We start from the raw sequence: 17,835 nt of genomic DNA on the forward strand, positions 1-17,835 counted from the left end.
CCTTGCAATTTTCATGGGCGGGGGCGAAGATTGACTCTATTCATGTATGTTTCGCTGGAATGACAGAAAAAGAGACCGGAATGACAGAAATGAGGATGGAAATGACGGATTAAGGTGTTTATCTGTTCTGCTTTGTCTGTCATTCCAGCGAAAGCTGGAATCCAGGAAAGGAATTTTCTATTGTAACGTTCTAATGCGTTTACCCTGGGCTGCCATATTTACTGCGTGACATAACCGCCCCCGTTTATTTATAATCACGCTGCCGTGATAATCGAAAGGACAATAGTGAAGGTGGCAGGTTCAGAGAAAACTACCGCCCCTGACCCGATAGCCGTTGAGAAAAAGCTGCGGCTGCGTGTTAACTCAAACGATGTCCTGTCGCTTTACTGCTCCCCTGTGATGATCAGGGAACTCGTTGTGGGCTTTATAATGGGCGAAGGGATTATTAAAGGTTCGTGGTGTACAGAGAAGATGTCTATAAGTATGGGCGAGGACATCGTCGTAGATATTGAGGCCAGCGGGGAGGTCTCTTTGGCCGGCAAGGCCATTACATCCGGTTGCATTGGCGGGATTACCATCCCTAAGGAGATCGCCGCCAACTCAGTTACTTCAAAGGTTAGGATATTACCGCAGTCCCTTCGCCGTGTCTTCGGGGAGTTTCAGCAACTGTCATCGGCATACCAAAACACCGGCTGCATTCACAGCGCCGCCATCTCAGACGGGAACTCAATAGCGGCATTCGCCGAGGATATCGGCAGACACAATGCCGTTGATAAGGTAATCGGGGCGTCCATCATAGAGGATTATAATCTGTCTGACTCAGTAATGTTGTTAAGTGGTCGGCTCTCCTCTGAGATAGCGTCAAAATGTGCGCGCTGGTCAATACCAATAGTGGCAAGCCGCACCGCGCCAACATCGCTATCAGTTGAAATCGCCGAAAAGGCCGGCGTTACGATGGTAGGATTCTTGCGCGGCGCGAGGTTCAATATATATACACACCCGGAAAGAATAATATAGATAAAGGATATTATAAATAAGGAGAAAAAATGATTCAAACGCGTTATTTACCACAGTTAGTAATATTGGCAGCCGCAGCGCTCTTATTTATTGCCGCGCCCGCGTTGTCGCAGGAGACGTCTGATTCGCCGCGGCAACAGCAGCTCGAAAATATAAAAGTTATCGTTGATAAGGCAATTCAGGAGGGCAAGATTCCAGGGGCAGTGGTCATAATAGGAGACCACAACGGTGTCGTCTATAAGAAGGCGTTCGGTTACCGCGCCCTCCTGCCAGAGAAAGAGCTGATGACCGTAGATACTATCTTCGACATATCCTCTCTTACGAAGGTTGCGGCCACAACCATCGCTGTGCTACAACTGGTTGAACAGGGCAAACTCCGCCTTGAAGACCCGGTTTACAAGTACTGGCCTGATTTTAAGGCCAACGGCAAGGAGGCTATCACCGTCCGCCAGCTCCTTACGCATTATTCGGGGCTTAGACCGGACCTTGATAATTTTCCACAGTGGCACGGCTATAATACCGCCCTTAGTATGATTCTCAAAGAAAAACCCGGAAATATACCAGGTACGAACTTTGTTTACAGCGACATCAATTTTATTATCCTTGGTGAGCTTGTCCACAGGCTCTCCGGCGCGCCGCTTGACGTATATTGCACCGACCACATTTTTAAACCGTTGGGAATGAAAGATACCGCCTTTAACCCGTCGCCCTCAGTATACAATCGCATCGCGCCCACACAGTTTCGAAAGGGAAAAGTGATGCGGGGCGATGTCCACGACCCGATGGCCTATAACATGGGTGGGGTAGCAGGGCACGCGGGGCTTTTTTCTACCGCCGAAGACCTTTCCATATTCGCCATGGCAATGCTCAACATGGGGGCGCACAATAAGGTACACATTTTAAGCCCGCTTATGGTTGCTAAGATGACCAGCCCCCAGTCACCAGTGAATAAGACTGTCCTGCGTGGGCTGGGTTGGGATATTGACTCGCCGTATTCCTCAAACCGCGGCGTCCTGTTTCCTGTCGGTTCATACGGCCACACAGGGTTTACCGGGACATCACTGTGGATTGACCCAACCTCAAAGATGTTTGTCATCGTCCTGACTAACCATGTACACCCCGATGGAAAGGGGGATTCCCTGTCGCTGAGGGCGGAGATATCTACAATTGCCGCGGCGGCTATGGGGTCAGCCCAGGCCGAAAGTGTCCTGACAAGCGGCCGCACCATGACGGGCTACTATGAGCTTTCAAACAGCTACCATACCAAAGGCTCCCGCAATGCGACGGTGAAAACTGGAATTGACTATCTGGAGTCCGAGAAATTTGCCTCCCTTACCGGACTAAAAATTGGCCTTATCACTAACCAGACGGGGTTTGACTCAAAGGGCAGCCGCACCGTTGATGTGCTTTATAATGCCCCGGGCGTAAAACTGAAGGCCATTTTCAGCCCTGAGCACGGGTTTTTTGGAGATGTTGATGAGGTAATAAAACAAGACTCAATCACGGATTCCAAAACCGGCCTGCCCGTTTACAACCTCTATGGCAAGACCTATCGCCCGACGCCTGAGATGCTCGACGGGCTTGACGCACTCGTGTTCGACATACAGGATGTCGGCGTTCGTTATTACACATACATTACTACGATGGGATATGCTATGGAGGCCGCCGCAAAAAAGGGAATCGCGTTTTACGTCCTTGACCGCCCGAATCCTATAACGGGGGCCGCTGTTCAGGGGCCTATAAGGGAAAAGGGTTTAAAGACATTCACCAACTATTTCCCGCTGCCTGTCAGGTATGGGATGACAATTGGCGAACTTGCGGGGATGTTCAACTCGGAATATAAGATAGGCGTCAATTTAAAGGTCATCAAAATGCAGGGTTACGAGCGCTCAGACTGGTACGACGAGACCGGCCTGATGTGGGCCAACCCGTCACCCAACATCAGAAGCGTGGGGCAGGCAGTCCTCTATCCCGCCTCAGGCATTATCGAAAGCGCCAATATTAGCGTCGGACGAGGTACCGACACACCGTTTGAAGTGGTCGGAGCGCCGTGGATAGATGCCAGACAGCTCGCGGCTTATCTGAATAACCGAAAGATCAACGGCGTACGTTTCATGCCCGTAGAGTTCAGGCCGACAAACGATAACTACGCCGGAAAGACATGTTACGGCGTCAGGATTATCGTAACAGAGCGAGACTCCCTTAACTCTCCAGCGCTGGGAATAGAACTGGCCTCCGCCCTTTACAACCTCTATCCCGTTGAGTTCGGTTTGGACAAGACGGTAGGGCTTATCAGCGATGACGTCCTTGTGTCTATAAAGAACAACATAGACGCGCGTCAAATTAAAATGGATTTGCAGGAGCCGCTCAAACGGTTTATGGATATGCGCTCAAATTATCTGCTCTATTAACCCGGCAGTGTATAATTATTCTATAAAACACCAACATGGTTGTGACGATTTATGTTATCATATCGGCAGGTGTAAGCTTAATGTTCAGGGAGAATCGGATATGATTAAGGCGGGGCTATGAGAAAGAGAATCCCGGCAGATGCAACACGTCTGGGAATGTATATAGACGGGTTTGATACGTCGTGGTTTAAGACGCCGTTTCTCAGGCATCATTTCGAGATAAAGTCGCCTGACCAGATAGAAAAGATAGTGGAATCCGGCGTTGCCTATGTGTATATTGATACTGACAAGGGGTTGGATGTCGTGTCTGATAAAGAGAGCAAAGAACCACCTGCCCAAGTGAAAAAAGCCCCCGCGACTCCGGCCAGTGACGCCCCAAAGAAGGATGTGCAGCCGGACGATAAGGCATATACGGACTATATCCTTGCAATGGATGACATGCTCCAGGTAGACAAACTGAGTCTGATTGAGGCAACATCGGTTGGTTTTGAACTTTTTGTCAAGACAGGCATGGACATAGTCCCTTTGACCGCCACACGCAATAAAAAAGGTGACTCTGTAATCACGAGGGAGGTGTTGAACGCCCCCGGTGAGCTGTTGATCTCCCGCTCTGACGCGCAGAAGTACAGGGAGTATCTCACTGAGGCTATGAACGCTGTGAGCGCTGCCCAATCGCAAGTCTCCAAGAACATGCTGATAAAAGAAAACGCCAAGATGCTCGTCCATGACCTGTTCAACGACCCCGGAAGCCCCGCGAAGATGGAGGCGTGTAAAGATACGGTGGAAAACGTCATCTCGTCAATAATAGACACCAAGGGGCTGATAACCAATCTGTTTACGGTAAACAAACACGACTACTACGTCTATACCCATTCAGTGAACGTTTCTGTATTTTCTGTGGCCACGGCCATAGCGTTGGGAATACAAGCCGAGGGCGAGCTGTTTGCCATAGGTATGGGGAGTCTTTTGCATGACATAGGGATGAGTACGATACCCCCTGAAGTGCTGCATAAGCCGCTGCAACGCCTTACGGACTTTGAGGTAGGCTTACTGAGGGGGCATGTCTATGAAGGGCTTGACATAGTCAAACTATACAAGGGAATCACTCCTGAGACGCTGCTTCCTCTGCTGGAACACCATGAAAATCTCATGGGGACGGGCTATCCCGTGGGTCTGAAGGGGGATAAGCTTCATCTGTCGGGCAGGATTATCTCCGTAACAAATACCTATGATCAGTTAACGACGTCCCGGCCAGGATTTAACGCAATATCCCCATTTGAGGCGCTTACATATTTGCGAGACCATAAAGATTTATACGACGCCGACATACTAAAGGAATTTATAACCGTGCTTGGCAAGTCGGGCCAGTAGGGAGTACCGCGTGTCTCCCAAAATCTGATGAAAAGACAATCGGCAATCTCATTAAGGCATGACCTGCTTATCATAGCCACTTCGGGGGCAGCCCTTATTGGCATAGGTTTATTGCTGCCGTTGCTGGCACATGATGGCATTGTGCTGGCGCTATTTGTCATTGCGCTTTTGGTGTTGAATTTGACGGTGTCGCTTTTGATAATCAGGAGAATCAAAAAACCCATAAATGAACTGATGTTTGCTGTCAGAAAAATCTCCGAAGAGCAATTTAACCTGCAGCCCGATAAAAATATGACGAATTTGTCTATGGTATTTAACCGTCTCATTGAGAATTTTAACGAATACAAGCGTAAGACAGAGGAAGGGGCGTCGGAAGTCATAGAAGTTAATCAGCGAATGCTGAACGAGATAGTGCAAAGGCGCAAAACGGAGAAGAAACTCCAATACATCGTAGAGCTGATAAAGTTAATCACGACTATATCTTCGACATTTATTACGATTCCCTCTGAGGAGGTGGGGGCATGGATAGTCCACGCACTTTCGTCAATAGGCAATTTTCTGGGTGTGGACAGGGGCTATGTGGTGATCTTCTCCGAAGATATGAAGACAGCCGGGCAGACGTATGAGTGGTGCGTGGAGGATGTGCCCCCAAAGGCAGAGCGGTTCAAGGCATTGGATTGCCTGACATGGTTTATGGGCAGGTTAAGCGCCTTTGAAAACATATACATAACCTCAGACGGCGATATGCCGGAGGAGTCCGCCAACGAGAGAGAACTCCTCATGGCGGCGGACGTAATATCACTAATTGCCATACCAATAAGCCGCGGCGGCAGACTCAATGGTCTTCTGGGCTTTGACTCTACGGCGGTGCGCACGGAATACGCCCCTGACGTGCTGTCCCTGCTGAAGGTAGGGGGTGAGATATTTATCAACGCCCTCCAGAGAAAGCGTGTGGACGACGCCGTCCATGAGAGCTGGATGCGGCTGCAGGCGATAATGGATAACGCGCAGGCGGTGATATATCTAAAGGACACAGAGGGGCGGTATTTGATGGTAAACCGGCGCTTTGAGGAGTTGTTTCATAAGACAAAAGAGGAGATAACGAATAAGACAGATTATGAGATATTTGACGGAGGGCCGTTTCACGAAAACGACATGGTGGTGATTCAAAGCGGACAGCCGCTGGAGCTTGAAGAGACGATAAGACATGGTGAGGAGCCGCAGGCGTTAAGGACATATGTGTCAATAAAGTTTCTCCTGTATAAACAGGACTCCACCGTTTATGCCATATGCGGGATATCAACCGATATAACAGACAGAAAACGCGCCGAGCAGGAGCTGATAACCTACCGCAACCACCTTGAGGAGCTGGTCAACGCACGCACGGCACAGTTGAGCGAATCCAACGAGAAGCTGATTTTGGAGATAGCCGAGCGAGTGCGGGCAGAGCAGGCCATGATACAGGCAAAAGAGGCAGCCGAGACGGCCAATCAGGCAAAGACCACATTTCTCACTAATATGAGCCACGAACTTCGCACCCCGATGAACGGCATAATAGGCATGACAGAGCTGACCCTCGGTACGAATCTCAATGCTGAGCAACGGGAATACCTTGAGCTGGTCAAGCAGTCCTCTGCCCACCTGCTGTCTCTGGTAAACAGTATCCTCGATTTCTCAAAAGTGGAAGCGGGTAAAATGGAGCTTGAGGCGATAGACTTTGATTTGAGGGGGCTTCTTAACTCGTCAATAAGGCCGCTGGCCTATGACGCACAGACTAAAGGTGTCAGGCTGATAACCCAAATAGACGACGATGTGCCAGCGGAAATAAGGGGAGACCCCGGCAGGTTGCGCCAGGTGATAGTAAATCTTATTAATAACTCGGTGAAATTTACCCATGAAGGACAAATACTCGTAGAAGTCAAACCAGCCCCGGACGCGCTGGCCAGAGACGACAACGAAAGATTAGCCGCAAAGTCACCGCACCATTTACACTTCAGCGTCTCTGACACAGGCATCGGAATACCACAGGACAAGCTTGGCATGATATTTGACAGTTTCTCTCAGGTTGACGATTCGATGACAAGAAAGTATGGCGGCACCGGGCTTGGGCTGACCATATCGAAAAAGATAGTGGAGCTGATGGGCGGCAGTCTCTGGGTGGAGAGCGTACTTGGGGAGGGGACGACGTTTCACTTTACGGCAAGGTTTGGCGCGGGGGCTATCGGGATGAGGAAGACGGGCGGGCAGGGTGCCGAGGATGCGTCGAATATAAGCATTCTCGTTGTGGACGGCAATATGCTTTCTCTGAATTCATATATCAAGGTTTTGGAGAACAAGGGACATAAAGTTGGAGGCGCCGCAAGCGGGCATGAGGCTGTCAGAAAACTCAAAAGCGGTGATTATGCCGCCGCCCTGATTGATTTACAGATGCACGATATGGATGGCTTCGATTTAGCAGGGCAGATAAAATCCGACCCTGCCACACACGACATAAAGGTCATTCTCATAGTTTCGGCGGGCTTAAAAGGAGACGCTGCCCGCTGTAAGGCCATCGGCATAGACGCCTATGTGGTAAGGCCGGTGGATGATGACAGTTTGGCGGATACTATAAGGCTGACGTTTATCGCCCATGATAGAGATGACCCCGTCGTGGTAACCCGCCACACGCTGAGCGAATTGAAAAGACCGCTGCATGTACTGCTTGCCGAGGACAACGTAATCAATCAGAAGGTGGCGCTTAGACTTCTTGAGAAAAAGGGCCACACAGTGGATGTAGTGTCAAACGGCAGGGAGGCCGTTGAGGCACTAAAGAAACAGGCGTATGACATCGTCCTTATGGATGTGCAAATGCCTGAGATGGATGGCTTTGAGGCCACAAAATATATCAGGGGAGCCTCAGACGGCAAGATTAATCCAAATATTCCAATCATCGCCATGACCGCCCATGCCGTGAAGGGATACCTTGAGGTGTGTATAGAAAAAGGGATGACGGATTATCTGACGAAGCCTTTAGACGCCTCAACCCTCTACGAAATTATAGAAAAACATACAAAGAATACAGAAATCAGGTCAACGGCCGCGAAGAAGGTCCCAAAGACTCTCCCTGTTCTGGACAAAGACGAGGTGCTGGGGCGCTTAGGTGGAGACAAAGACATCTTGAACGAGATGATGAAGGCCTTTATAGTGGATGCCCCCGTGCAAATAGACAGGCTGAAGGAACTAAGCGGTGCCAAAGACATTGAAGGACTGAAAAATCAGGCACACTTAATCAAGGGTATGTCGGCAAACATGGGCGCGGTACAGCTAAAGAACCGCGCGTTTAAACTGGAACTGGATTTAAGAAAACTCCCAGGCCAAATGAACGAATCAGACTTCGACACGGTTATAAAGCACGTCGGCAAGATAGCGGCAGAATGCGAAAAAGTCCTCGCCGCGATTAAAATGGAAATCCCGCAGTAGACAGGGGAATAAAGATTAAAGACGAAGGGGGATAATCCCCCTTCACCCCATAATCTCGCACACGGTTTATCTATTGCGTTTGGGCTGCCGCTCGTTGGCGGCTTCCAGAACTCCGGCTCAACCCCTCCTCACTACGAGGTCCCTCGTCGAGTAGTCTTCTTTGCCCATCGCCGACACCTTCAGCATGATTCGATAGTTGCCTTCGGGGGCGTCTTTTGGTATGTCAAAGGTTATCTCACCCCGTCTCGTTCCCAGGTCAACTGTCTTCTGCTCATTGGCACTGCCGAGGTCTGCCCAGTTTTTCTTGCTGTCATCGTAGTAGTACAAAGTGGTGGTCTCTGTCACGTAAACCCGCTTATTCATATTGGAGTCCAGAAGGTAATAAACGGCGTTTAAGTTCACCTTGCCGCCGGGTGCGACGGTCTCAGGGGTTATCGCCATGCTTGCAAACTTTACATAGCTCCCCGTGGATGGCGTATAACCTGTCTGAGTCATTGTCTCGGCGGCACCGGCAACGGGATAACTTCTGATATCGGCGAATAAGCGCAGACATCGCCCCCACGCCATAGCAAAGGCAAACGTTCCGCCAATAACCGCCCCCGCAGCCACCCTGTCGCCGCGCGTACGCCCAAATAGGAGGGTATCCAGGGCCAGCGTACCCAGCCCGCCAATGACCGCCCCCGCCGCCGTGTATTGGGCAATGCAGGAGGCTTGCGCGTCCTGCCTCTGCTCATGCGTCAAAGGTGTGCCCGCCGGTGGCATTGGCGCACAGGCCACCAACGCATATGAGATTAATAGCGCTACGGCTATATATCTTAAACCCTTTAAGTCCATTCAGTCCTCCTTGCCAGTAGTTTATGTCTCATCGTATTTTAACTTATTCTGAAATATTTTGCTATCGCAGAGCGCAGTTTTTTGTTATAATTGGACAATGAAGACGTTGCGGCTGGCCCTTGCTCAAATTAATCCGACTGTTGGCAGTATAAAGGCAAACAGTGAAAAGATTATCGCGTTCATTGAAGACGCGCGAAGTCACGCCGCCGACATTGTGGCATTCCCTGAGCTATGCGCCACGGGCTATCCCCCTGAGGACCTGCTCCTTAAACCGTCTTTCATCAGGGACAACCTGAAGGCCCTCGATGAGATAAAAAGACATACGAACGACATCGTGGCAGTTGTAGGGTTTGTTGATAAGAAAGACGATATTTATAACGCCGCCGCTGTGCTCTACAACCAACAGATAATGGATGTGTACCACAAGGTTTTTTTGCCCAATTACGGCGTATTTGACGAGCTTAGATATTTCCAGAGCGGCGATATCTGCCCTGTATATGAAATCTGCGGCTGCCTCGTAGGGCTGAATATCTGCGAAGACATCTGGTACCCGGACGGGCCGGCGTATAAGCAGTCGCTTGCCGGGGCGGAGTTAATTATAAATATCAACGCCTCACCGTATGGATTCAATAAATCAAGGGCCAAAGAGACGATGCTCTCTGCCCGCGCCTCCGACAACCGCGTCATACTGGCCTATCTGAATACCGTCGGAGGGCAGGATGAGCTTGTCTTTGACGGTGCGTCAACCGTGTTTGACGCCGCGGGTGAAGTTTTGGCGCGCGCGGCGAGTTTCTCTGAGGATCTCGTCGTCGTTGACCTTGACATGGAGGGCGTGTTCGTTTCCCGGCTGCATGACCCGCGCAGGCGGCAAAAGGTCAAGACCTTGAGCGAGAGTGAAATAAAAAAAGTCTTCGTCTGCGACAGGGTACCTAAGGAAAAACCCCCTGTGCGGGTTTCACCGCCTCGCCATATGGACCTCTATGAGGAGATTTATAATGCCCTCGTCCTTGGCACAAGGGACTATATAAGGAAAAATGGGTTTAACTCGGTTGTGATTGGACTAAGCGGCGGGATTGACTCGTCAATTGTCGCCTGTATTGCCGTTGATGCCGTCGGGCCAGAAAACGTCAGGGGCATTTTTATGCCATCGCCATACACGTCAATAGACTCAAAAGAGGATGTCTGTGAACTTGCTGATAATCTCAAAATCACGACGACAGAAATCCCGATAACAGGGATTTTCAGTGCGTATCTGAGCGAACTTACACCCGCATTTGAAGGCAAGCCGCCTGACACGACAGAGGAAAACCTCCAGGCAAGAGTAAGGGGAAACATCCTCATGGCCATCTCAAACAAGTTCGGCCAGTTGGTGCTGACCACGGGCAATAAGTCCGAGATGTCGGCGGGGTATGCCACCTTGTATGGAGATATGGCCGGTGGGTTTGCGGTAATAAAGGATGTCCCTAAGATGATGGTCTATCAGCTTGCCATGAGGCGCAACTCTATGGGGGTGGTAATCCCGGAGCGTGTGCTGACTAAGGCACCAACAGCAGAGCTTCGCCCGAATCAAAAAGACAGCGACAGCCTTCCTCCATATGAAACGCTTGATACGATTATTGAGTCGTACATTGAAAAGGACATGAGCCTCGAAGAGATAACCGCCCTTGGCATAGATGAGCAGACCGTGCGAAGGGTTTTATCCCTCATAGACGGCAGCGAATATAAGAGGAGACAATCCCCCCCAGGCATTAAGATAACGGGAAGGGCATTTGGGAAAGACAGGCGTTTTCCTATTACAAACGGTTACAGGGGGAGCCGGTGAAGGCATACGTAATAGCGTTATCTGTGGCGGCGTTGTTAGTCCTTGCGGGTTGTAACAGGCAGCCCTCGCAGGAAGTAAACACTCAACCGGCCACCACATCGGCCCCAAGCGCCACAGTCAGGCCAAACGAGATTGAGATAAATAAAGACAATGACACGCTGATGAAACCTGTGAAAAAACCGATTAACGTAAAACTGAAAAGGGATTTTAAGGGAGAGTATAGCTGGGATATAGTGGGAACTGACGTAAAGGAGATAATTAAGATAAACAGGGAATTACAGAAGGAATTTCCAAATTAATACGTGGGAGGTCACATGGACGCATTTTCAATAAGAGAAGTAATAGAAATGGCCGTAAGGACAGAGGTGCTTGGCAATTCGTACTATAGCGAGCTGGCGGCAAAGTTTAAAGGCGGAGACAGGGAAATCTATGAGCTTTTTACAAAGCTTGCAGAGGCGGAGAAAAACCACATAGTGGCCTTTACCGCACTAAGGGAGAAGGTTGGGGACGAGGAGCCTGATAACTGGCAGGACATCTCTGAGTACATGAGGGCGTTCGTTGAAAGCGCCTTTTTTCTGGGTAAGGACAAGGCCATGCTTCACATGCAAAACGTAACAGATCCGCTACACGCGGTCGGCCTTGCCATAGGGTTCGAAAAGGAAACCCTGCTCTATTTTTATACTATGAGGGACTCTGTCAGGGAAAAACACATCGTAAATGAGATAATCGAAGAGGAAAAACATCACATCGTATGGCTTAGTAAATATAAGGCGCAGCGCAGTGGCCACTAACAATAGATGAAAGGATGCCTGTACATAGTCGCCACACCAATAGGCAACCTTGAGGATATCACGCTGCGGGCGCTGAGAATCCTCAGGGAGGCGGACTTCATAGCCGTCGAAGACACCAGGCATTCTGTCAAACTCCTGAACTACTACGAGATTTCACGCCCGATGATAAGTTACTGGAGAGAAAAAGAAAAGATAAAGTCAAAGGTGATAATGGACAAGCTGCACGCCGGCTACACGGTGGCACTGATAACAGACGCGGGTACTCCGGGCATCTCCGACCCCGGCGAGGTGTTGATTCGGGATGCGATAAACGAGGGGATAGAGATATTTCCCATACCCGGACCGGCCTCCTCAATAGCGGCGCTGTCAGTTTCGGGACTGTCCACCCGGCGCTTTACGTTCATAGGGTTTCTCTCTCCAAAGACCCTCCAGAGAAAGAAGGATTTACATGCCCTGAGGGTAGAGACTAATACGCTCGTGTTTTATGAGTCTCCTCATAGGGTCATTAGTTTTTTTGATGATTTACTGGAGGTCTTTGGCAACCGGAGGATTGCGCTTTGCCATGAGCTGACAAAACTCCACGAAGATACACAAAGGGGAACTGTCAAAGAGGTGATTGCCCATCTCAGCGCCTCAAAGATAGCCGGCGAGTATGTGGTAATCGTAGAGGGTTTTAAGGAGACCGGGCTAAGCATCACCGATGCCTTAAATGAAATAGGGCTATTAATTGAAAGCGGCATGAGGCGAAAAGAGGCCGTTGAAGAGATTGCCTCAGCAACCGGTATAAGCAAAAAGGTGCTGTATAAGGAAAGCATAGAAGGTCAGACAAATCGAAAAGAGGTGGAGGATGATTAAACTAGGGGTACTTGCCTCAGGGAGAGGCTCGAATTTTCAGTCTATTATAGATTCCATTGACAGGGGTGCCCTTGACGCCGAAATCGCCTGTCTGGTTACGGACAACCGCTCGGCGTATGCAATAGAACGCGCAAGGCTGCATAAAATCCCGCATGTGTATATAAATCCCGCCGGTTATGCAAGCAGGGATATATTCTATAGAGATATAGCCGACGAGCTGCAATTTTGTGGGGTGGAGCTGGTAGTGCTTGCCGGCTTTATGCGTGTGGTTAAAAAGCCGCTGATAGACGCCTTCCCAATGCGCATCATGAATATACATCCCGCCTTGCTGCCGTCATTTAAGGGATTGAATGCGCAGAAGCAGGCGCTTGACTACGGGGTAAGGATAGCGGGATGCACGGTGCATTTCGTTGACGAGGGAGTTGACTCCGGCCCGATAATATTGCAGGAGGCCGTGCCAGTGTTTTCAGACGACACAGAGGAATCCCTTTCGGCAAGGATACTGGAGAGCGAACATCGCATATACCCCCTCGCGATTAAATTATTTATTGAGGGAAAACTCCGCGTTACAGGAAATATAGTAAAAATTGGAGATTAATAGCGGCTCGTACATAGAAACAAAAGGATTAATGACGAAGGGGGGGTAACCCCCCCTCGTAAATCTCGCCCACGCTCTATCCCCGATGCGGGATACTGCATACTGACAGGATTCGCATCAGCCTCTCGTTTTTGAGTATTTCCGGTTTGTCATGGAACCTGACGGCTACTTTGATATATCCATCATCCATGCTTTGTTCAATTACCTCAATCCTTGCAATCAGCCCGGTGAGACCTGAAACATTATTGCCATTTCCAAAATCAAGGCCAACTGTAACGTTGCTGGCAATTTGTGGATAAGGAGGGTTTATCTTAAATACCCCTAAAAGACCGCCCATGCTTAAATCCACCAGGTATCCATTGTCTTTGCGTAAATTAAATTCAAGGGTAATAACTTCCTTGCTGTTGCCCGTGTCATTGCCCGTCTGATATCGTGAGAGAACTCTCCTGTTTATTTCAAGCATAGAGAGTTTGATATAAAACGTGGTGCCCTCGCCCTCTTTTGTCTTAAAGGTGATTTCACCGTTGTTTTGCTTTATGACCTGATATACTATGTTCATTCCTACGCCACGGCCAAAGCCCTTGGAACTCTCAAAGGGTAAAGCAAAACGCGATGCGACTTTTTCACTCATCCCGCCAGCATTATCTTTTATCTCTATTGTTGCGTAATTGTCCTCCTTATACGTCCTGAATTCTACTATTCTTTCTTCCATGTTCCTATTTTGCCACTCTTCCCATATATTCTTTACAATGTTAAACAGCACCTCCTCCCTGATGGAAAACTCATCACAATACACCTGAAGGCCGGGGGTTAATTCCTGTATGATCTTTACATTTTTATTGTTAAGTTTTGCAAGTTTGTCTATTTTTTCGATAACCGTCGCAATAATATCGTTAACGTTTCTCTTGTGCAGTTCGCATTTAATCCCCATCAGCTTCAAAGTGTCTTCGCTTAACGTGCTTATCTCTTTGAACGACTCATCCAACGTTGATTGCTTTTCCTGTTCGTCCACATCTTCATCATAAAGTGTCAAAATACCAATGAATGCCTTGTTCTTTATGGCGTGCGCTATTCTTTTTTCTATTGAATACCATTCCTGAAGGTAAATTATTGGCGCGAAGTAATCGCCGATAATTCCAAACATTTCTATTTCATGCTGTTGCAGCGCCTCTTGCGTCAAAAACTCCATACAGCCAAAGGTATTATTAAAACAGACCAGCGGCTTTGCCATACTGTGCAACACCACCGCTCCCGTATGTTTTCCATCCAACTCCAGAGACTCCGGCGAGCAGCTTATGACCTGTTTTCTCTCCCTTATGCACTCCCCAACAAGGCTGTCCCATGGAATCTGGATGTTCATAAGCACCTTCTTGTCGCCACTTGTGTAACAATACGTGGGAAAGCCCCTGTCCACAAAGACATTCAGAGTTTTAAACGCTCCAGCATCTTTGTTACACAAATCATATACCCTGTCCAGCGCCTCCTCTATCGAGTTCGAACACGCCAAAAACTTCGCAATCTCACGAAATGCCATCAGGTACCCCTTAGATCCCCCGATCTATTTATACTGACAAGTTTTGATTGTAATAATCTTGATTGTAATGGATAGTTCGGGATTTAAACAATATGTATAAAAAACAATATGTATAAAAAATCCATGTCATAAATGCTTATTCCGGCGAAGCCGTGGTATTAATTACGCGGGCAAATATGTTACGCTTAAGCGCTTATGTTTCGCCGGAATACGCAACACCTAAGCGCTCTACGACTATGATTGAAGACATACTGATAAAGGCACTCAAGAAAATAGGGATTGAGACTGATTTTGTCGAAGTTGAAATCCCAAGGCACGAGGCTCTTGGCGATATTTCAACGCCTGTGGCCATGCTGTTGTCGAAGAAGCTCAGGAAGAGTCCTGCACTCATTGCCGAGTCTATCATCGCGGCCATTGACGCGCCTGACATATTTCAGACCATAGAGCGTGCGGGTGCCGGATTTATCAACTTCAGATTCAAGCCGTCCTATCTTTACGGAGAACTAAAGAAACTCTATACTATTGGGCGGGATTACCTAAGACCCAACGTCGGTAAGGGAAGGAAAATCCAGATAGAATTCGTGAGCGCAAATCCAACCGGCCCGCTGCACCTGGGGCATGGCAGGGGGGCGGCGCTGGGGGCGGCTGTTGCAAACCTGCTTTCTGCCGCAGGCTTCTCGGTCACTAAGGAATTCTACGTAAACGACGCGGGGCGGCAGGTGAAACTCCTCGGAGAGTCTGTCTTTGCCAGATATAAAGCCATTACAAACACCCCCTATGATTTTCCAGCAGACGGTTACCACGGTGATTATGTGGATGAATTGGCAAAAGAAGTTCATGCGACATATGGAGATAAGTTCTCTCTGTCGGGATTTGACGAAGTGGCTCAATTTTTTATTGATTACTCTTACAAGACAATGCTATCAGAGATAAAACAAGACCTATCGGACTTTGGCGTTGAATTTGACAGATGGCAGTCTGAGAGGGAGCTATTTTCAGACGGCACTGTAACGAAGGCGATTGAGAGGCTCAGGGACATGGGATTTATATACAAGAAAGACTGGGATTGGGATTGGGATAATGTTTGTAGACAAAATCGTAGACATAGAAGAGACAAAGGATATAATTACAAGAAAGACTCCGCCGTGTGGTTTAAGGCGACGGCCTTTGGGGATGAAAAGGACCGTGTGATAATAAAAACAGACGGCCAATATACCTATTTCGCTTCGGACATTGCCTATCACGTATTGAAGCTTGACAGGGGCTTTGACGAAATAATCAACATCTGGGGGGCCGACCACCATGGATACATACCGAGGATTCGTGCCGTAATACAGGCCGCAGGTCATGACGAGAACAAACTGGTTGTGCTGCTTGTCCAGATGGTAATGCTGCTTAGGGGGGGCGTCCCTGTTCAAATGTCAAAGCGCGCGGGTGAGTTTGTCACCCTTAGAGACGTAACGAATGAAGTAGGCAAGGACATTACGAGGTTTATCTTTCTCACACGCCGCCCGGACAGCCAGCTTGAGTTTGACATGGAGGCGGTGAAAAAGGAATCCCCTGAGAATCCGGTTTATTACATCCAGTATGCGTATGCGAGGATTAACAGTGTCTTTGGGAAGGCGCGGGAAAGGCAGATATCGTTATCGTTTGGTGATGGCATCGATCTTTCCTGGCTGTCCAGCCCGGAGGAGTTGCAACTTATAAAAAAACTGATCTTCTATCCCACGGCGTTTCTAACGGCGGTGAGGACACGCGAGCCGCACAGGATTACCTTTTACCTGCAGGAGTTGGCTGGGCAGTTTCACCCCTTTTACTATAAGCACAGAATACTTGATGAGGCTGAGCCTCTGACGAGGGCGAGACTGATGCTTTGTGCATGCGTAAAAATAGTAATAAAAGAGGGCTTAAACATACTAGGCGTCTCAACCCCTGACAAGATGTAAGGCCTTCAGGCGGAGTTCTGGAAGCCGCCAACGAGCGGCAGATGGAAATCAGCAGATAAAGTGTGGGCGAGATTACGGGGTGAAGGGGGGGTTACCCCCCCTTCGTCGTTAATCTTTAAAGCCGCTATTCAATCTCTACATGTACGTTGAATGTGTCAACCGCCGATTGCGGGCCTTCCCATATGCGGTAGTAACGCAGTTTAAGTTCACTCTTGCCTTTCTTTTTTGCCATGAGCACCCATGTGGCGAAGGCGGGGGCACCGACGGTCTTCTCATCGGGAAGCAAAGTAACGGTCTTATCCTTGACTGCCTCAAAGTAATCCACGCTCAAATTGTCGAAGTACCACGCATAGCCGGTAGAACCATTTTCGGGGAGCCCTATTTGAATGATACTGCCGGAGTTTACCTTGATTTTGCTGCCGCCATCTTTTTTTGTCAGGGCGACGGACGCGCCGCTGCCCTCGCCGCCAATTGCCGACGCAACACTAAGTAACAGGACGGCGGCGGGTATGGCTGCCAACAATAGTGCACGTTTATACATTTACATAAAATATCTGTCTTACGCGGCCGGGGCCTTAACTAACTTATTGACTTTCAGCGTAAGGCGGGATATGTTCCTTGCAGAGTTATTCTTGTGGATGACGCCCTTGGATGCCGCCTTTGAATATTCCCTGATTGCCTCAATGAGGGTCTTCTGAGCCTCTTCGCTTTTGTTGTTTGTTATGGCCTCTTCGACTTTTTTAGCCAAAGTCCTCAGTCTGCTCATGACCATTTTATTTACGAGCTGCCTCTTTATTGACTGCCTGGCCCTCTTTATTACTGATGGGCTTTTCTTAGGTCTTGACCTTGCTGCCATTGCCTAACTCCTTGAATTATTTATTTTCACACAGAATCGCAATTTCGCCCTGAAATCGTAGCCCATGTGTCCTTGTCGATCTCATCGACATACTCAGACAGAGAGAATCTTTGGCCGCAACCCGTGCAGCGCAACTCGACCGCCTTTCACCTTATCAGTAAGTCTAGTCTTCCGCCGCATAGCTTACAAGTCATACAAGCCTCCTCAATTGCCGAGCATTAACTGTGATTATAACAAGTGCAGATGTTAAATGCAACAGAAATTATTGCTCATCAAAAAAATCGGCGTGTAATACCAAAATAGAAATGTCCTATTCTACCAAAGTAGAAATGTCCTAAAGA

The 17,835-nt window shown here is 48.8% G+C and carries 15 protein-coding genes; 10 read left to right on the top strand and 5 right to left on the bottom strand.

All coding sequences use genetic code 11. The features are described from left to right. Nucleotides 1-264 precede the first annotated feature (264 nt). From fdhD to AB7D94_RS10975, 4 genes are all read left to right on the top strand, one after another. Nucleotides 265-1,017: a formate dehydrogenase accessory sulfurtransferase FdhD gene (gene fdhD, locus AB7D94_RS10960; protein WP_420265918.1), complete on the top strand. Its 753-nt coding sequence runs from the start codon at nucleotides 265-267 to the stop codon at nucleotides 1,015-1,017. A 29-nt stretch (nucleotides 1,018-1,046) separates the two neighbouring features. Further along, nucleotides 1,047-3,428 carry an exo-beta-N-acetylmuramidase NamZ domain-containing protein gene (locus AB7D94_RS10965; RefSeq protein ID WP_420265919.1) on the top strand — a complete coding sequence of 794 codons (2,382 nt, stop codon included), beginning with the start codon at nucleotides 1,047-1,049 and terminating at the stop codon, nucleotides 3,426-3,428. Between the two features lie 117 nt (nucleotides 3,429-3,545). Then, nucleotides 3,546-4,799: a cyclic di-GMP phosphodiesterase gene (locus tag AB7D94_RS10970; protein ID WP_420265920.1), complete on the top strand. Its 1,254-nt coding sequence runs from the start codon at nucleotides 3,546-3,548 to the stop codon at nucleotides 4,797-4,799. Between the two features lie 27 nt (nucleotides 4,800-4,826). After that, complete coding sequence (locus AB7D94_RS10975) at nucleotides 4,827-8,258, top strand: response regulator (protein WP_420265921.1); 3,432 nt, start codon at nucleotides 4,827-4,829, stop codon at nucleotides 8,256-8,258. Nucleotides 8,259-8,375: 117 nt separating this feature from the next. On the opposite strand, the gene AB7D94_RS10980 is transcribed toward AB7D94_RS10975, so the two are convergent. Further along, nucleotides 8,376-9,092 carry a hypothetical protein gene (locus AB7D94_RS10980; protein ID WP_420265922.1) on the bottom strand — a complete coding sequence of 239 codons (717 nt, stop codon included), beginning with the start codon at nucleotides 9,090-9,092 and terminating at the stop codon, nucleotides 8,376-8,378. 97 nt (nucleotides 9,093-9,189) lie between these two features. On the opposite strand from AB7D94_RS10980, the gene AB7D94_RS10985 reads away from it, so the two are divergent. From AB7D94_RS10985 to purN, 5 genes are read left to right on the top strand one after another with little or no spacing between them, the layout of a single operon-like run. After that, a complete protein-coding gene (locus tag AB7D94_RS10985; RefSeq protein WP_420265923.1) occupies nucleotides 9,190-10,914 on the top strand; it encodes an NAD+ synthase in 1,725 nt (574 codons plus the stop codon). Next, the gene (locus tag AB7D94_RS10990; RefSeq protein ID WP_420265924.1) at nucleotides 10,911-11,213 is read left to right on the top strand and encodes a hypothetical protein; all 303 of its coding nucleotides are present in this window, start codon (nucleotides 10,911-10,913) and stop codon (nucleotides 11,211-11,213) included. Before AB7D94_RS10985 ends, AB7D94_RS10990 begins: the two co-directional genes overlap by 4 nt. A gap of 15 nt (nucleotides 11,214-11,228) precedes the next feature. Then, nucleotides 11,229-11,705, top strand: a complete 477-nt coding sequence (locus AB7D94_RS10995; RefSeq protein ID WP_420265925.1) for a ferritin-like domain-containing protein — start codon at nucleotides 11,229-11,231, stop codon at nucleotides 11,703-11,705. A gap of 6 nt (nucleotides 11,706-11,711) precedes the next feature. After that, entirely contained in the window at nucleotides 11,712-12,560 is an 849-nt protein-coding gene (gene rsmI, locus AB7D94_RS11000; RefSeq protein WP_420265926.1) for a 16S rRNA (cytidine(1402)-2'-O)-methyltransferase, read from the top strand. After that, on the top strand, nucleotides 12,553-13,158 hold the full coding sequence (gene purN, locus AB7D94_RS11005) for a phosphoribosylglycinamide formyltransferase (RefSeq protein WP_420265927.1): 606 nt from the start codon (nucleotides 12,553-12,555) through the stop codon (nucleotides 13,156-13,158). The genes rsmI and purN overlap by 8 nt, the downstream gene beginning before the upstream one ends. 76 nt (nucleotides 13,159-13,234) lie before the next feature. On the opposite strand, the gene AB7D94_RS11010 is transcribed toward purN, so the two are convergent. Next, nucleotides 13,235-14,692, bottom strand: coding sequence for an ATP-binding protein (locus AB7D94_RS11010; protein ID WP_420265928.1), 1,458 nt, complete (start codon nucleotides 14,690-14,692; stop codon nucleotides 13,235-13,237). Between the two features lie 176 nt (nucleotides 14,693-14,868). On the opposite strand from AB7D94_RS11010, the gene AB7D94_RS11015 reads away from it, so the two are divergent. Next, nucleotides 14,869-16,638, top strand: a complete 1,770-nt coding sequence (locus tag AB7D94_RS11015; RefSeq protein ID WP_420265929.1) for an arginine--tRNA ligase — start codon at nucleotides 14,869-14,871, stop codon at nucleotides 16,636-16,638. Between the two features lie 124 nt (nucleotides 16,639-16,762). On the opposite strand, the gene AB7D94_RS11020 is transcribed toward AB7D94_RS11015, so the two are convergent. From AB7D94_RS11020 to AB7D94_RS17030, 3 genes are read right to left on the bottom strand one after another with little or no spacing between them, the layout of a single operon-like run. Further along, complete coding sequence (locus AB7D94_RS11020) at nucleotides 16,763-17,179, bottom strand: protease inhibitor I42 family protein (RefSeq protein WP_420265930.1); 417 nt, start codon at nucleotides 17,177-17,179, stop codon at nucleotides 16,763-16,765. Between the two features lie 18 nt (nucleotides 17,180-17,197). Continuing rightward, entirely contained in the window at nucleotides 17,198-17,494 is a 297-nt protein-coding gene (gene rpsT, locus AB7D94_RS11025) for a 30S ribosomal protein S20 (protein ID WP_420265931.1), read from the bottom strand. 26 nt (nucleotides 17,495-17,520) lie between these two features. Beyond that, nucleotides 17,521-17,628, bottom strand: a complete 108-nt coding sequence (locus AB7D94_RS17030) for a hypothetical protein (RefSeq protein ID WP_474373868.1) — start codon at nucleotides 17,626-17,628, stop codon at nucleotides 17,521-17,523. Nucleotides 17,629-17,835: the final 207 nt, after the last annotated feature.

The sequence above is a fragment of the Candidatus Magnetominusculus dajiuhuensis genome (assembly GCF_046044395.1).
GTDB classification, from domain to species: domain Bacteria; phylum Nitrospirota; class Thermodesulfovibrionia; order Thermodesulfovibrionales; family Magnetobacteriaceae; genus Magnetominusculus; species Magnetominusculus dajiuhuensis.